Annotated in this window: 11 protein-coding genes; 1 reads left to right on the top strand and 10 read right to left on the bottom strand. The window is 43.1% G+C overall.

Features of this window, described 5'->3' with window-relative positions; translation table 11 throughout:
- Positions 1-20 precede the first annotated feature (20 nt).
- The 6 genes from serS to lrp form a co-directional block, all read right to left on the bottom strand.
- Positions 21-1,307 (bottom strand): serine--tRNA ligase, encoded by a 1,287-nt coding sequence (serS, locus tag PQR79_RS03590; protein WP_238104083.1) that lies wholly within the window; start codon positions 1,305-1,307, stop codon positions 21-23.
- Between the two features lie 18 nt (positions 1,308-1,325).
- Positions 1,326-1,700 (bottom strand): fluoride efflux transporter CrcB, encoded by a 375-nt coding sequence (gene crcB / locus PQR79_RS03585; RefSeq protein WP_238104085.1) that lies wholly within the window; start codon positions 1,698-1,700, stop codon positions 1,326-1,328.
- Complete coding sequence (locus PQR79_RS03580; RefSeq protein ID WP_238104086.1) at positions 1,693-3,024, bottom strand: replication-associated recombination protein A; 1,332 nt, start codon at positions 3,022-3,024, stop codon at positions 1,693-1,695. The genes crcB and PQR79_RS03580 overlap by 8 nt, the downstream gene beginning before the upstream one ends.
- A gap of 8 nt (positions 3,025-3,032) precedes the next feature.
- Positions 3,033-3,677 (bottom strand): outer membrane lipoprotein periplasmic chaperone LolA, encoded by a 645-nt coding sequence (gene lolA, locus PQR79_RS03575; protein WP_238104088.1) that lies wholly within the window; start codon positions 3,675-3,677, stop codon positions 3,033-3,035.
- An 8-nt stretch (positions 3,678-3,685) separates the two neighbouring features.
- Positions 3,686-6,349 (bottom strand): DNA translocase FtsK, encoded by a 2,664-nt coding sequence (locus PQR79_RS03570; protein ID WP_238104090.1) that lies wholly within the window; start codon positions 6,347-6,349, stop codon positions 3,686-3,688.
- 286 nt (positions 6,350-6,635) lie between these two features.
- Entirely contained in the window at positions 6,636-7,133 is a 498-nt protein-coding gene (gene lrp, locus PQR79_RS03565; protein ID WP_238104091.1) for a leucine-responsive transcriptional regulator Lrp, read from the bottom strand.
- A 178-nt stretch (positions 7,134-7,311) separates the two neighbouring features.
- Here lrp and ald point away from each other — a divergent pair, with 178 nt between their 5' ends.
- Complete coding sequence (gene ald / locus PQR79_RS03560) at positions 7,312-8,427, top strand: alanine dehydrogenase (RefSeq protein WP_238104092.1); 1,116 nt, start codon at positions 7,312-7,314, stop codon at positions 8,425-8,427.
- Between the two features lie 91 nt (positions 8,428-8,518).
- Here the strand turns inward: ald and PQR79_RS03555 are convergent, their stop codons facing one another.
- From PQR79_RS03555 to PQR79_RS03540, 4 genes are all read right to left on the bottom strand, one after another.
- On the bottom strand, positions 8,519-10,777 hold the full coding sequence (locus PQR79_RS03555) for a bifunctional diguanylate cyclase/phosphodiesterase (RefSeq protein WP_238104093.1): 2,259 nt from the start codon (positions 10,775-10,777) through the stop codon (positions 8,519-8,521).
- A 238-nt stretch (positions 10,778-11,015) separates the two neighbouring features.
- On the bottom strand, positions 11,016-12,230 hold the full coding sequence (locus tag PQR79_RS03550) for an RsmB/NOP family class I SAM-dependent RNA methyltransferase (RefSeq protein WP_238104094.1): 1,215 nt from the start codon (positions 12,228-12,230) through the stop codon (positions 11,016-11,018).
- A gap of 126 nt (positions 12,231-12,356) precedes the next feature.
- Entirely contained in the window at positions 12,357-13,625 is a 1,269-nt protein-coding gene (locus PQR79_RS03545) for a sugar MFS transporter (RefSeq protein WP_238104095.1), read from the bottom strand.
- 148 nt (positions 13,626-13,773) lie between these two features.
- Positions 13,774-15,405: an alpha-glucosidase family protein gene (locus tag PQR79_RS03540; RefSeq protein WP_238104096.1), complete on the bottom strand. Its 1,632-nt coding sequence runs from the start codon at positions 15,403-15,405 to the stop codon at positions 13,774-13,776.
- Between the last annotated feature and the right edge of the window lie 412 nt (positions 15,406-15,817).

The following is a 15,817-nucleotide window of genomic DNA, read 5'->3' as shown; positions in this document are numbered from 1 at the left end:
ACGACAATGCATAAAACCCATTAACCAATAACGCTTAAACCGCCCATGTATGGACGCAAAACTTCGGGCACAGTAATGGTGCCATCTTGATTTTGATAGTTTTCAAGTACCGCCACTAACGTGCGCCCAACCGCTAAACCTGAACCATTTAATGTGTGTAATAAAGCCGGTTTGTTGTCAGCTTTACTGCGGTATCTGGCTTGCATTCTACGCGCTTGGAAATCTTTCATGTTTGAACACGATGAAATTTCACGGTAGGTGTTTTGCGCAGGAAGCCATACTTCAATGTCATAGGTTTTGCTTGAACCAAAGCCCATATCACCAGTACACAATACAACTGTGCGGTATGGCAAGCCCAATAACTGTAATACTTTTTCTGCGTTGGCAGTAATTTCATCTAATGCTGCCATTGAGTGATCTGGATGTGTAATTTGCACTAACTCAACTTTATCAAACTGATGTTGACGAATTAATCCACGCGTATCACGGCCGTATGAACCCGCTTCGCTTCTGAAACATGACGTTAATGCAGTCATCTTCATTGGTAGTTCGCTTTCATCAACAATCATGTCGCGCACATAGTTAGTTAATGGCACTTCAGCGGTAGGGATAAGTGATAAACCTTGGCCTTCTTCAGTCGCCGGTTTGGTGTGAAATAAGTCTTCACCAAACTTAGGTAATTGACCTGTTCCTAATAAGCTGTCTTCGTTAACTAATAACGGCACGTAAGCTTCTGTGTAGCCGTGTTCAGTGGTGTGTAGGTCTAACATGAACTGACCTAAAGCACGGTTTAAACGGGCAATTTGACCACGCATAATAATAAAGCGTGAACCAGTAATTTTAACCGCACTTTTAAAATCTAATCCGCCTAATGCTTCGCCAAGATCTAAATGGTCTTTCACTTCAAAATCGAAGGTTTTAGGCGTGCCCCATTGACGTACTTCAACGTTTTCGTTTTCATCTTTACCGACGGGTACAGACTCGTCTGGCAGGTTAGGCACGCTCATGGCGATTAAGTTAATTTGTTGTAAAAGCTCAGCAAGCTCAGCCTTTTTCGCATCTAACTGCGAACCTAAATCGCCCACTTGCGCCATAATGGAACTAATGTCTTCGCCACGTGCTTTTGCTTGGCCAATCGACTTAGAAATCGCATTACGCGATGCTTGTAAGTCTTCTGTAGCAACTTGAAGTGATTTACGTTTTTCTTCAAGTGTGGTCAATTGTTCTACATCAAGAGTGAAACCACGTGTGGCTAAACGCTCGGCGGTGACTTCGAGTTCGTTACGCAAAAATTTTGGATCTAGCATGTCGTCAGTTCTTTTTAGTTAAACGCGAGAAAATACAAGTTGTTGACCTATATACACCATTAATAAACACAAGGTGACATTCAACAACACATTTAAAATAGCCTTATGCCAAAGGCCATCCTGCATCAGCAATAAGGTTTCATTCGAGAAAGTCGAAAACGTGGTAAGCGCACCTAATAAACCCACGCCTACCAAGGCTTTAATTTCAGGGCTAACGTGACTCAATTGCCCGAGCGCATAAACAACACCCATTAAAAACGATCCCAATATATTGACCATCAGTGTACCAAAAGGAAAACTGCTTCCAAATAGCTGGATCATAAATATTGACAGAAGATAGCGCAAAACTGCACCAATTGAGCCTCCAATCGCCACCAGCAACACATTAGTCATAGCGTTTGACCTCACTTTGCAAATCAAGCTCCTTAAGTTGAGTCAGTTTGTCTTGAATGCGTTTCTCAAACCCACGGTTAGTCGGCTGATAAAATTGGCTGTGTTGAAGAGATTCTGGGAAGTAGTTTTCACCTGCCGCATAAGCACTAGGTTCATTATGTGCATAACGATATTCTTTGCCAAAGCCAATTTCTTTCATCAGTTTGGTCGGCGCATTGCGCAAATGGTTAGGTACGGGTTCATGGCCGGTTTGTTTAGCAAGTTCACGCGCTTGATTAAATGCGCTATATACCGCATTACTTTTAGGCGCACTGGCTAAATACAATATCGCTTGTGCAATCGCGCGCTCACCTTCTGCTGGACCAATGCGGTGATAACAGTCCCAGGCATTGAGCGCAACGGTCATGGCAACTGGGTCAGCATTACCAATGTCTTCAGAGGCAATAGCCAATAAACGGCGGGCAACATATAACGCATCGCCGCCGCCTTCTAAAATTCGGCAAAACCAGTAGAGTGCGGCATCTGGCGCCGAGCCTCGTACTGATTTGTGCACGGCAGAGATTAAATCATAAAACTGATCGCCATTTTTGTCATAACCTGCCGCTTGATGGCCGGCAACTTGAGTAAGCATGTCTGTGGTAAATTCACCGCCATCGCTCACTAAATCACTCATAAGCTCAAGTAAATTGAGTGCTTTACGAGCATCACCATCACTAATGTCAGCGAGTTGCTGGGCAACGTCATGTGGTAAAGTTAACTGTCGTTTACCTAAACCACGCTCAACATCCGTTAAGGCTTGATTGACAATTAAGCCGATTTCATCCGGCGTTAACCGATTGATTAAATAAACACGGGCACGGGACAATAAGGCGTTATTGATTTCAAATGAGGGGTTTTCAGTGGTGGCACCAATAAAGATCACCGTGCCGTCTTCAATAAACGGTAAAAAGGCATCTTGTTGGCTTTTATTAAAACGGTGCACTTCATCGACAAATAATAAGGTGCGTTGGCCACGGCTTTGAGCAATGGCTTTAGCTTGTTCAATGGCGGCACGAATGTCTTTTACACCCGATGTAACAGCTGAGATGCGCTCTACATGGGCATTTGCGTAATGTGCTATCAGTTCTGCTAAGGTGGTTTTACCGGTGCCGGGTGGCCCCCACAATAACATTGAGTGGGCCCGATTAGCCTCTAGCGCCTTACGCAGCGGCTGGCCTTCACCAAGCAAATGAGCTTGGCCAATGTATTCACTGATCGCCCTTGGGCGCATACGTGCAGCCAAAGGACGAAAATCTGGAGCAAAATCAAAACCTAAATTAGCCATGCCACCACTTAGTTTGCTTGTTTTAAACGTTGGTCATCAATATCAACATTGTCTGGGATGGCGAATTTGAACAAGTCACTTTCTGCAGGTAATACTGCACGCTGAGCCGACAGTTGAAATTGGCTGAGGTTACCTTGTTCGTCCGTTAAGTTAAATTGGGTAAGCTTGCTGTCGTTAAAGCACACGCTCACGGCAACGACACTGCTGTTTAACTGCTTAGGCTGAATATCGAAACAGCTCGATTGCGCTTTGTTTTGACGCTTCATCACAGAATATTTGTTCCATGTTTCATCGTCGCGATGTACCAATAATGCCATGGGTGATGCATCAACAGCTTGCGATACGTCCATTACGGTGACCTCTTCAGCAAACGGGTTAAATACCCATAAGTTAGCGCCATCGGCCACAATGAGCGACTCATCTGGCTCAGTTAAGTGCCAATAAAACTGATTAGGATAAGCTAAAGCAAACACACCATTGCCACTTTGAATAGGCTTTTTATTGATGTCAGTCACTTGTTGGGTAAAGGTGGCATGTAAATTATCTATTTTAGCTAACTTAGCGCGTAATTCAGTGGCATCGTCTGCATATGCAGCGGCTGACAACATACTGGCTGATAATAGTAAGCCTAATACTGTAATACGTTTTTTCATCATTATTCCTATTGGCTTCTTGGTGGTGGCGGAGCCAACACTTCACGGTTACCGTTGTGGCCTTGTGCACTCACAATACCTTGAGCTTCCATCATTTCAATAATACGGGCGGCGCGGTTATAACCAATTTTAAATTTGCGTTGTACGCTTGAAATGGAGCCTCGGCGGGTTTCGGTTACAAACGCCACGGCATCATCATAAAGCGCGTCATATTCTTCTTCGGTATCTGAGGTTTCACCCGGTAACAATACTTGCTCACCTTCTGATACCCCATTTAAAATTTCATCAATATATTGTGGCTGGCCACGCTCACACCAATCGGCAACGACTTTGTGGACTTCATGATCGTCAATAAATGCGCCATGCACCCGGTTAGGCACACTGGTACCTGGTGGTAAATACAACATGTCACCCATACCTAATAAGGTCTCTGCGCCTTGTTGATCTAAAATGGTACGCGAGTCGATACGTGACGACACCTGAAACGCAATCCGGGTTGGTATGTTGGCTTTAATTAAACCGGTGATGACATCCACCGATGGACGCTGCGTCGCTAAAATTAAGTGAATGCCAGCAGCACGCGCTTTTTGAGCAATACGGGCAATCAGCTCTTCAACCTTTTTACCGACAATCATGATCATGTCGGCAAATTCATCAACCACTACCACGATTGACGGTAATTTTTCTAATGGCGGCGCTTCATCTAGCATACTTTCAGATGACTTCCATAATGGGTCGGGTATGTACTCGCCTTTAGCTGCTGCTTCTTTAATTTTGTAGTTGTAACCTTTTAAGTTACGTACGCCTAATGCCGACATTAATTTGTAACGACGTTCCATTTCGCCCACACACCAACGAAGTGCATTGGCGGCTTCTTTCATGTCGGTGACCACTTCACACAATAAATGCGGAATGCCTTCATATACTGACAGTTCAAGCATTTTAGGGTCAATCATGATAAACCGAACATCATCAGGCCCAGACTTATACAGTAAGCTGGTGATCATCGCGTTAACCCCTACAGATTTACCCGAACCTGTAGTACCTGCTACTAATAAATGCGGCATCTTGCCCAAATCAACTACAACAGGTTCGCCAGCAATGTCTTGGCCTAGCACCATAGACAGAGTCGATTTACTGTCATTAAAGGCTGCGCTGTCTAACACATCACGCATGAACACGGTTTCGCGGAATTTGTTGGGTAATTCAATCCCCACATAGGCTTTACCTGGAATCACCTCTACTACTCGCACGTTTTCTGCTAACAAAGAACGGGCTAAATCTTTAGCAAGGTTAGAGATTTTTGAGGCTTTTACCCCAGGTGCTAACTCAAGTTCAAAACGGGTAATCACAGGACCTGGGTACACGCCAACGACATTGGCAATGATATTAAAATCGGCCAGCTTGGTTTCAACAAGCCTTGCAACCTGATCAAGCTCTTCTTCACTTATCGGGTTTTTCTTACGATCGGGTACATCGAGCAAGGTGATACTCGGTAAAGGGTCCATTTTGCGTTTTTCTTGTGGTGCTTGACCATCAATAACCACCAAACCATCTACAATTTTGGCTTCTTTCTTGGGTTGCTGCTGTGCAACAAGAGCCCCTGTCGAATGCGGCTTTTCAAATGCGCCAGCAAATGAGTCGACTCTTATCCCATCAGCGTTTTCATCGTCAATCTCGCTGTCATCATTTGCATTAAAGCTGATTTCATCGTCATCATCTTTGGTCGCAACCCAAGGCGCAAATGTCGGGTCGTCGTCTTCAAGTTTAATCGACGGCTCATGACGGTCATCGCTGTCTACGTGTTCATCGTCAATGTCGCGAGGTTCAAACACGTCGACGACTTTTGGTTTGCGGCCAAAGAAGCGGCGTTTTTTCTCTACCACGGGGGCAATATCGTCATTTTCAGAGTCAACGTTGTTTGCAACCGCTTCTTTTATTGTCTGCGACGCTGCATTGTGATTACCCTCTAATGGTGCTAGCTCGTCGAGCTCTTCACGACGCTGTTTAAATTTGTCGACCAAGGACATAAAACCTTTGGTGTCTTCTGTTTCACGCTCACGTTTAAATAAACTTGGTAAACTCCACACCCGTTTAACGCACCAAATTGCGGCAAATCCTGTGAGCTCAATAATGGTAAGCCAGCTAATGCCTGTGGCTAAGGTAAACCCTGCGCAAATAAAGCACATCAAGAGTAAAGTGGTGCCTAGGGTATTAAAATAAGGCAGCATAGCTTGGCCTATTACATCTCCAGCAACCCCACCCGCAGAAAAAACAAACATGTTGTCGGCATTCATGCTCACTAAAGCCGCAAGGGCCAAAAGCATCAACATAAAGCCAATAATACGTAAACCTACTGAAAAATAATCGATTTCAAAAATACGATGGGCACGATTGAAGATAAACCAACCGGTTGTAGCAATAATCACTGGGATTAAAAACGCGATAAAACCAAAAAAATAAAACAGCACATCTGCCGTCCAAGCACCTACAGCGCCTGTCCAGTTATGGATTTCACCTTGAAAATGCGACTGACTCCACCCCGGATCATTAGGGTTAAAACTCGACAGCGCCAATAGAATGTAGGTTGCAACCATGCAACAAAGAATTAAACCACCTTCAAGCAAGCGTTGTAAGCCGCTGAGTGTTTTTAGACTATTTTCCTGAGTCAAACGAAAACATCCATAAAAGAGTGAAAAATAAGGGTTAAGATAACAGAATATCACTGTATTTGCAGTGATTATGCACCTTGATTTGCTGAAGCTCAATGGATTGTGACAGCGAATTAATCCAGCCCATCAAAAGTGATATTGTTAACGATAAAACGGAGGAGTTTTCCGGTAAATTAATCACTAATGAAACAACAAAACCACATCAATTAGCGGCAGTGTTTTTCATCGTGATATGGCAAATAAAAATGATACAAACAGGTAAAACCACTTATTCATTAAGTTAAGGTTATCCTAAGTTGTACAGTGCCACTTTGTTGGTTTGCTTTACCTCTTCCATCACCACATAGGTACGAGTATCTGAAACTGAAGGTAATTTCAGCAAGGTTTCACCTAATAATCGCCTATAAGCAGACATATCTGACACTCTAGTCTTCAATAGGTAGTCGAAATCACCAGAGACTAGATGACATTCCTGAATATCATCTAGCAGCTGAACAGCACGATTAAAGCGATCGAAAATGTCTGGTGTGTCTCTATTCAAGGTTATTTCAACGAAAACCAGCAAGGATGCCCCTAAAAAATGCGGGTTAACCAATGCTGTATAACCATTGATAAACCCTTGTTTTTCAAGCCTTTTAACTCTTTCCAGACAGGGAGTCGGGCTTAAGCCAACTCTTTTTGACAGTTCAACATTCGAAATCCTGCCGTCAATTTGCAGTTCATGGAGAATATTACGATCAATGCGGTCTAAATCTTTAATTGAGAAGCTTTTGCTATTTGCCATATATTTAACCTTGTTTTGTCCCTAAAACAATATTTAAACCTTTTTAAGAGGGATCTTCAGCAGCATAATCTGCCTAACCGGCACTATACTAGAGTTCCCTGAAATAAGCACGTTCAGGTCACAATTAATAACAACTATACCCACTTAAAGTGGGTTTTTTATAAATCGAGGCTTTAAGATGATTATTGGTGTACCTACAGAAATCAAAAACCACGAATACCGTGTAGGCATGGTACCGTCAAGCGTGCGCGAATTGACCATTAAAGGTCATGACGTTTATGTTCAAGCTGACGCAGGTGTGGGGATCGGTTTTACCGATCAAGATTATATTGATGCTGGCGCTTCGATTTTAGCTACTGCAGCTGACGTATTTGCCAAAGCTGAAATGATTGTGAAAGTAAAAGAGCCATTAGCTGTTGAGCGTGCAATGCTACGCGAAGATCAAATCCTATTTACTTATTTACACCTTGCACCAGATTTAGCACAAACTAATGACTTAATTGCCAGTGGTGCCGTGTGTATCGCTTACGAAACAGTAACAGATGACCGTGGTGGTTTACCGCTACTTGCACCCATGTCTGAAGTCGCTGGCCGTATGTCTATTCAAGCGGGAGCGCGAGCCCTTGAAAAATCACTCGGTGGTCGTGGCATGTTATTAGGCGGTGTTCCAGGTGTTGAACCCGCTAAAGTTGTCATTATCGGTGGCGGCATGGTGGGTACTAATGCGGCACAAATGGCTGTAGGTATGGGTGCTGATGTGGTTGTTTTAGACCGTAGCATCGATGCATTACGCCGCTTAAATGTTCAGTTTGGTTCTGCTGTTAAAGCCATTTATTCAACAGCAGATGCGATTGAACGTCACGTGCTTGAAGCCGATCTAGTGATTGGTGGTGTATTAGTGCCAGGTGCTGCTGCGCCGAAATTAATCACTAAAGAATTAGTTAAGCGCATGAAACCTGGTAGTGCCATTGTTGATGTTGCTATCGACCAAGGCGGTTGTGTTGAAACCTCACACGCAACCACTCACCAAGAGCCAACTTATATTGTTGATGATGTAGTACATTACTGTGTTGCTAACATGCCTGGTGCTGTTGCACGTACATCGACGTTTGCATTAAACAATGCAACGCTACCTTACATCATTAAGTTAGCTAACCAAGGTTACAAACAAGCATTATTAAATGACAAACATTTATTAAATGGCTTAAACGTTATCCATGGCAAACTAGTTTGTAAAGAAGTGGCTGAAGCATTAAGCCTTGAGTTTACTGAACCAAAGAGCATGCTTAACTAATCTCAGCTGAGCGCATTGTGCAACGGTTTGTTTTACTAAAAATGCCGCATTAAATGCGGCATTTTTATGGGTAAACAACCAAATTAACTTGTTAATTTAATTGTGCTTGTTTGGCAAGCAGTTCAAAAAAAGCCTCTTTCGGCATAGGTTTGTAGAAGAAATACCCCTGCACAGCCTCAATGTCTTGTTGTTTAATAAAGTCCAGTTCGTTTTGGGTTTCAACCCCTTCAGCCACAATCGACAAATCCAAAGCGCGGCTCATACTAACAATCGCTTCAATGAGTGCCTCGTGACGAGTTCCCATTGAAATTTTTTGTATAAAGGACTTATCAATTTTTACCTGATCGACAGGGAAATTAGCTAAATAAGACAGTGACGAATACCCGGTACCAAAATCATCTACTGAAATCTGCATGCCACGTCGACGAAGTTCTATAAACAACTGACTAACGTTGTCTTGTTGCTTCATCATTAACGATTCAGTGATCTCAAGTGTCAGCAAATGATACGGCAACTGATTATTTCCAAGTTCAACTTGTTTATTGTCGAAATATGCTAAAAATCGTTGTTGTAAATCATCGGTCCAAAACTCAATGGTCGAGACATTAATCGCCAGCGGCACCGCGAGTTTTTTACTTTGTAATTGCTTTAATGTAGCTAAGGCTTCAGTTCTAACCCACTCACCGATATGCACAATAAACCCCGACTCTTCTGCAATCGGAATAAACTCATCAGGAGAGATAAATTGGCCGTTATATTGCCAGCGTAATAAGACTTCAGCTTTAACGATTTTGCCCGTATTCGGATTAACAATGGGTTGGTAGTACAAAGCAAATTCATTACCACTAATAGCTGACTTTAAACGTAAGTGTAACTCTGCATTACGTTCAGCATCCTTTTGAATTTGCTGATTAAAAAATTGGAAACCATCTCGACCACGTGACTTTGCATTATACATCGCTTGAGTGGCACAATTGAGTATCTGCTCCACTTTATTAGCATCTTCGGGGTAACGCGCAATACCAGCACTGATAGTTAATTTAAGATGTTGCCCGCCAACCGAAAAAGGGTTGTCGAGTACCGCAGTGACCTCATTAACCATATCAACTAATGATTCTGTGGTCATTTTACCCGGCAATACTAATGCAAACTCATCGGCGGCAATGCGCGACAGCAACACATTTTCAGGGATTGCACTCACTAACCGTTTAGCAATTAACTTTAAGACTAAGTCACCTTTGTCATGACCTAATGTGTCGTTAATTTGCTTAAAGTGGTCAATGTCGATCAAAATCAAATTAAAGGCATGTTCTCCTTCATGATGAATGTCGTTTGACTCAACCATAACTTGCAGGCTTTGAAACAAATAATTACGGTTGGCTAAGCCGGTAAGTTGATCATAATTAGTCTGAAAATGAATGGTTTGCTCAGCATTTTTTCTAGAAGAAATATCATTGATAAGCCACGCAAAACAATTTTGTTGAGTAAATGAATCGCGGATAACCGCAACAGTTAACGAGATATCAATAATGTCATTATCTGTTCGTAAGCCTTTAAGCTCGCCATGCCAAGCATGACCACAAGATAAATGCTCAAATAAGTCATCAACGAGTTCTTTGGGAGAATGACTTAAAAAGCGCTGCACATCAAACAACTTAAGGTTGGCATAGTAAGTAGAAGTTAACGATTTAAACACGGGGTTTGCAGAAAGCACCGAGTTGTCTTCACTGGTTATAACCAATGCCAAAGGCAGACTGTTAAAAATCTTACTGCTTAAACGTTGAACGTGCATACCGCGACTACGCTCAATGGCCAAGCTTGCTAAGCGCGCCGCCTCTTGAATAAGGATTAAATCTTGTTCTGTGGGAGATTTACAGGTGTCGTAATACATTCCAAAGGTGCCAAGCACTTTATTTTCACTGTCTGTAATCGGCTCCGACCAGCAGGCTTTTAAACCACAGCCAATAAGAATTTCCTTATATTGCAGCCAATTAGGATGGGTATCCATGTCTTCGACTATTACACGCTCGCCTAAAAAAGCCGCCGCACCACATGAGCCGACTTCAGGGCCAATTTCGAGACCGTTAATGGCTTGGTTATAGGTATCGGGTAAATTGGGCGCAGCACCAGACAATAAGCGTTTACCATCTTCACTGAGCAACAGAACCGATGCTTTTGTGCCGATTTTTTGCGCTTCAATCAGTAGCACCAAAGCATTTAGCATTTCGCCGAGTGGCAGACCTTGTAAAACCATATTCAAGATCGTGCTATAGCGCTCTAATCTTGATTCATGGTAACCATCTTGCTGAGGTTGCTGTGCTGAATTATCGATATTCGGTCCTATATCCATGTGGCTCCGTAATGGTATGAGTTAACTCATAATACAACTGAATAATATGTTAATAACATTATGCATTTATAGAACGTTTATCAATGTTAAATTATTCTTTTATTCTATTCCGCGCTATAAAATCTAATTATTATTATACGAATAAAAAAACAGTGCCCAAAAAGCACTGTTAAGTAATTGTTAATTATAAGTTACACCAGGCGCAATCCAATAGCGTTGATAAAATCTTGCACAAATATTATTCGGCAACGCGTTCCATCTTAGCAAGATAAAAACCGTCAAAGCCGCGCTCTGACACTAAAATATTCTCATCTTCTAATAAAGTAAACTGCGGGTTTTCAGCTAAAAAAGCGTCCACTTGATGACGATTTTCTTCTGGCATAATTGAACATGTTGCGTAAATGAGCATGCCGCCCACTTTGACCATGCGACTGTAGCTTTGCAAAATCTGCTTTTGCAAATCAATCAATACGGGCAAACGCTCGGGGGTATCACGCCATTTTGAATCTGGGTTACGCTTTAACACGCCAAGTCCTGAACAAGGCACATCGAGTAATACTCGGTCGGCACTGAGCTTTAAACGTTTAATGGTTTTAGAGCTGGCAATAATGCGGGTTTCAACATTATGCGCACCTGCACGTTTGGCACGAGCTTTTAAATTGTCGAGTTTCCATTGCTCAACATCCATTGCCAGTAAGCGGCCTTTACCTTGCATTTGCGCAGCAATATGCAGCGTTTTACCCCCCGCACCCGCGCAGGCATCAACGACACGCATACCCGGTTTAGCGCCTACTGCGTCGGCCACTAATTGCGAGCCGGCATCTTGTTGTTCAAACCAACCATCTTTAAAGGCATCGGTACGAAACAGTGCCGAATCTGAGGTCACCTCAACGGCAGAGGCAACATCGGGCAATGCAACGGCCGTTACGCCCTCTTTTTGCAAACGAGCAATCAGTTTTTCACGATCGCACTTAAGCTCATTAACGCGCAAATAGCGCTTAGGTTGCTCTGCTAATGCAGCACGTTCTGCCGGCCACTTATCGCCTAATTGGGTTTGACCTAATTCGTTTAACCATTCAGGACAACCATCCCACAACACAGGATCGGCTTTGGCTTTTTCAAGATTGGCATCAAATGATGCTTGCTCGATTTGTAACGAGTACTGCATCTTAGGTAAATCAAGGCCATGAAAGACATGCCAACCATTAAGCAGTTTCGACCCTTGGCGATCAAACTCGTCAGGGGTGATATCGACTAAAAAACAATACAGATTAAGCCGACGTAAAATATCGCCAGTAACTTGGGTGATCCGCGCTTGCTCTGACGGGTTAAGCGATAAACCAGAAAAATGCTCAGAATAAGCGCGATCTAGTGGTTTTCCTCGGGTTAACACCATCGTCAGTACGTTTAATACTAATTCAGATGAACTGCCAGACAGCGGGTACGTTAACATGGGCTCTCTCATAAAATAACAATCAGTGTAAAAACGTGCCGATCATAGGGATTTAGGCCACTGATAGCAAGAAAAAGCGACCCGAAGGTCGCTGAGTTGGTATGCCAGTAAACTGGATATCACCAATTACATTTTTGAGCCTTTAGCGCCATAAAATAAAATAAAGCCATAACACACAACCGGTAAAATAAACGCCAGTTGTAAGCCCATGGCATCTGCCATGACACCTTGCAATAACGGTACAATCGCGCCGCCCACAATGGCTAAACATAAAATACCACTGCCTTGTGAGGTGTGTGGGCCTAAGCCACGCAATGCCAGGCTAAAAATGGTTGGGAACATAATTGAGTTAAACAGTCCCACACCTAAAATTGACCACATGGCAATAGCGCCACTGCTAGTCATTGCCACTAACACAAGCACAGCAGCCATTAAGGCATTAAAAGCGAGCATGGTACCCGCCGGAATTTTTTGCATTACCGCAGAGCCAATAAAACGACCGACCATCGCCCCGCCCCAATAATAGGTAATGTATTTAGCCGCATCGGCTTCTTGTAAACCGGCAATATGCTCTTCGCCTAAAAAGTTAACCAAAAAGCTACCAATGGAGACTTCAGCGCCCACATAAACAAAAATACCCACCGCGCCCAACACTAAATGGGTACTCTGCCATGCGCTGGTTTTGCCGTTATGTGTAACAACCCCTTTGTTGTCAGACACTTCATTGTGCTCAGCAATGGTCGGTAAGTTAAGTTTGGCAAAAATAAACGCTAAAAGACCTAACATGGCGGCCAAAATAAGGTATGGCAGTTTAACCACTTCCGCTTCGGCTTGCGCATGGCTTAAACCTTCAGCAGCGCCACTTGCCACAGACAAGATGAGTACAGCACCAAAATAAGGTGCAACCGTGGTACCCAGTGCATTGAATGCTTGGGTCAGATTTAAGCGGCTCGATGCGGTTTCAACACTGCCTAATGCATTAACATAAGGATTGGCTGCGACTTGTAAAATGGTAATGCCTGATGCCAATACGAACAATGCACCTAAAAACAATCCGTATGTAGCAAACGCCGCGGCGGGATAAAACAACAAACAACCTAAGCAGGCGATTAATAATCCACATACTATGCCTTTTTGATAACCCATTTTTTTAACTAACTTACCCGCGGGCAACGACACCAAAAAGTAAGCGCCAAAAAAGCAAAATTGGATCAGCATCGCCTCGGTGTAATTAAGTGAAAACACCGCCTTTAAGTGCGGAATTAAAATGTCGTTTAAACAGGTGATAAATCCCCACATAAAAAACAGCGAGGTTAATGACACTAACGCAAACCGGTAATTACCATTACCACCGTCAGTAGCCGTGTATTCTGTACTTTGCATTGTTGAAGCCATAATTGGTCTCTTCTCGTTAGTTATTGTTATTTAGTTATTTTGCTCACTGTTGCTATGTCACAGTGATGCCATACAAGGCCGATACAGCTCAAGAGTAGCCTTGAGATCTAAAAAGCCGAAATGCTCATAGCACTTCGGCTTAATCACGTTAATCGACAAAGGCATAAAAGCTACTAAACCCTGGTAGCACAATGGTACTTGGTTGCAGCTTATCTTGATGCCCTGTTGCTAGCCCATGGTCATCCAGCACGGTGTTAACCTTAATATCAGCTAACTCAAACTGTGATTGTTGTATTGATAAGTTAAACAATACCAACATCCGCTGTGAACCCAGCGTTCTGACAAAAGCCAACACATTAGGATGAGCATTTACAAACTGAATGTCACCAGCGATCAACACGTTTTGCTGTTTACGCCATGCTAAAAAGTGACGGTAACTGTTTAAAACAGACTCACTGTCGGCTTCTTGTACATCAACGGCACTAGAAATGTGCTGTGCAGATATCGGTAACCAAGGCTGCGTATGGCTAAAGCCTGCATTGTCTTCAGACTTAACCCATGGCATTGGCGTACGACAACCATCACGACCTTTAAACATCGGCCAAAATGCAATACCAAACGGGTCTTGTAACTGGTTAAATTCAATTGGCGCTTCTGTCAGACCAAGCTCTTCACCTTGATAACTGCAGACACTGCCGCGTAATGAAAACAACATTGCATTGAGCATTTTTATCATGGTCGGGTTAGCTTGCTGCTTGCCCCAACGCGTAGCAACTCGTTGAACATCGTGGTTACCAATTGCCCAACATGGCCAACCATCACCAATACTGGCTTCTAATTCTTCTACGGTTTGGCGAATATAGGCCGCGCTAAAATCATCAGTTAACAGCTCAAAACTGTAGGCCATATGTAAACGGTCTTCACCTTGGGTATATTCAGCCATAGTGGCGAGTGAATCTTCTGATGAGACCTCACCTAATGTCACGGCCCCAGGATAGCGGTTAATCAATGCCCGCAACTCTTCAATAAAACCCACCGTTTGTGGACGGGTATTATTGTAATAATGGTATTGATACGCATACGGATTGTCTTCGCTAAAGCCACGACCTTGCCGTTGGTCTTTAGGTTTTGCAGGGTTATCGCGTAATTGTTCATCGTGGTAACAGAAAGTGATGGCATCCAGACGGAAACCATCCACGCCCTTTTTAAGCCAAAATTCCACGTTATTTAACACCGCTTGGCGAACTTGCGGACTATGGAAGTTTAAATCCGGTTGGCTTTTAAGAAAGTTATGTAAATAATACTGCTGGCGGCGAGGTTCCCATTCCCATGCGCAACCACCAAAGATAGCAAGCCAATTGTTAGGCGCGCTGCCATCATCTTTAGGATCTGCCCACACATACCAATCAGCCTTATCGTTATCACGGCTTTGGCGGCTTTGTTCAAACCACGCATGTTGATCTGAGGTATGACTTAACACTTGGTCAATCACCACTTTAATATTGCGTTGATGTGCCTGTTCAATAAGCTGTTCAAAATCAGCCATGGTGCCAAACAAAGGATCAATTTCAAGATAGTCACTAATGTCGTAACCAAAGTCTTTCATTGGCGATTTAAAGAAAGGTGATATCCAAATCGCATCCACGTTGAGGCTCGCAATGTAGTCAAGCTTAGCAATAATGCCCTGCAAGTCACCCACACCGTCGCCATTAGAATCCATTAAACTACGAGGATAGACTTGATATATCACTCCACCACGCCACCAGGTAACCTGATTCATTACTTCCCCTTGAATGAGTTAACCCAATTTCGACCCGTGAGTTAACTTAATGTTGCGTTCGCGTAATAGAACGCTGTTGTTATTTATTATCCCCGAGGATACGTGAATAAGGAAATCAGGTTCAATACGTCTGCATACGTATGCAAAGAAATACGTTTATCACTCACAAAATACAGACCAACAAAATACAATCACAATCAATAACTTACAATTAAAATGCAGGATTAAAAAGATGTTTAATAAATGTAATAAAGCGTCACAACATCATGTCGCCAACCTTTGAATACGTATGCATAACATTGTCGGCAAAAGTGAACTGAGAGTAATATCGTTACTGTTGTGCAACAATTTGGTCATAACTTCGGCACTTATGCAGTCACTTATAAAGTTAATTAAGCATGTCGGAGCATAA

The sequence above is a fragment of the Shewanella metallivivens genome (assembly GCF_028750675.1).
GTDB lineage: Bacteria > Pseudomonadota > Gammaproteobacteria > Enterobacterales > Shewanellaceae > Shewanella > Shewanella metallivivens.
The sequence above is the reverse complement of the archived record's forward strand: the minus strand, read 5'-3'. Positions and strand labels throughout refer to the sequence as shown.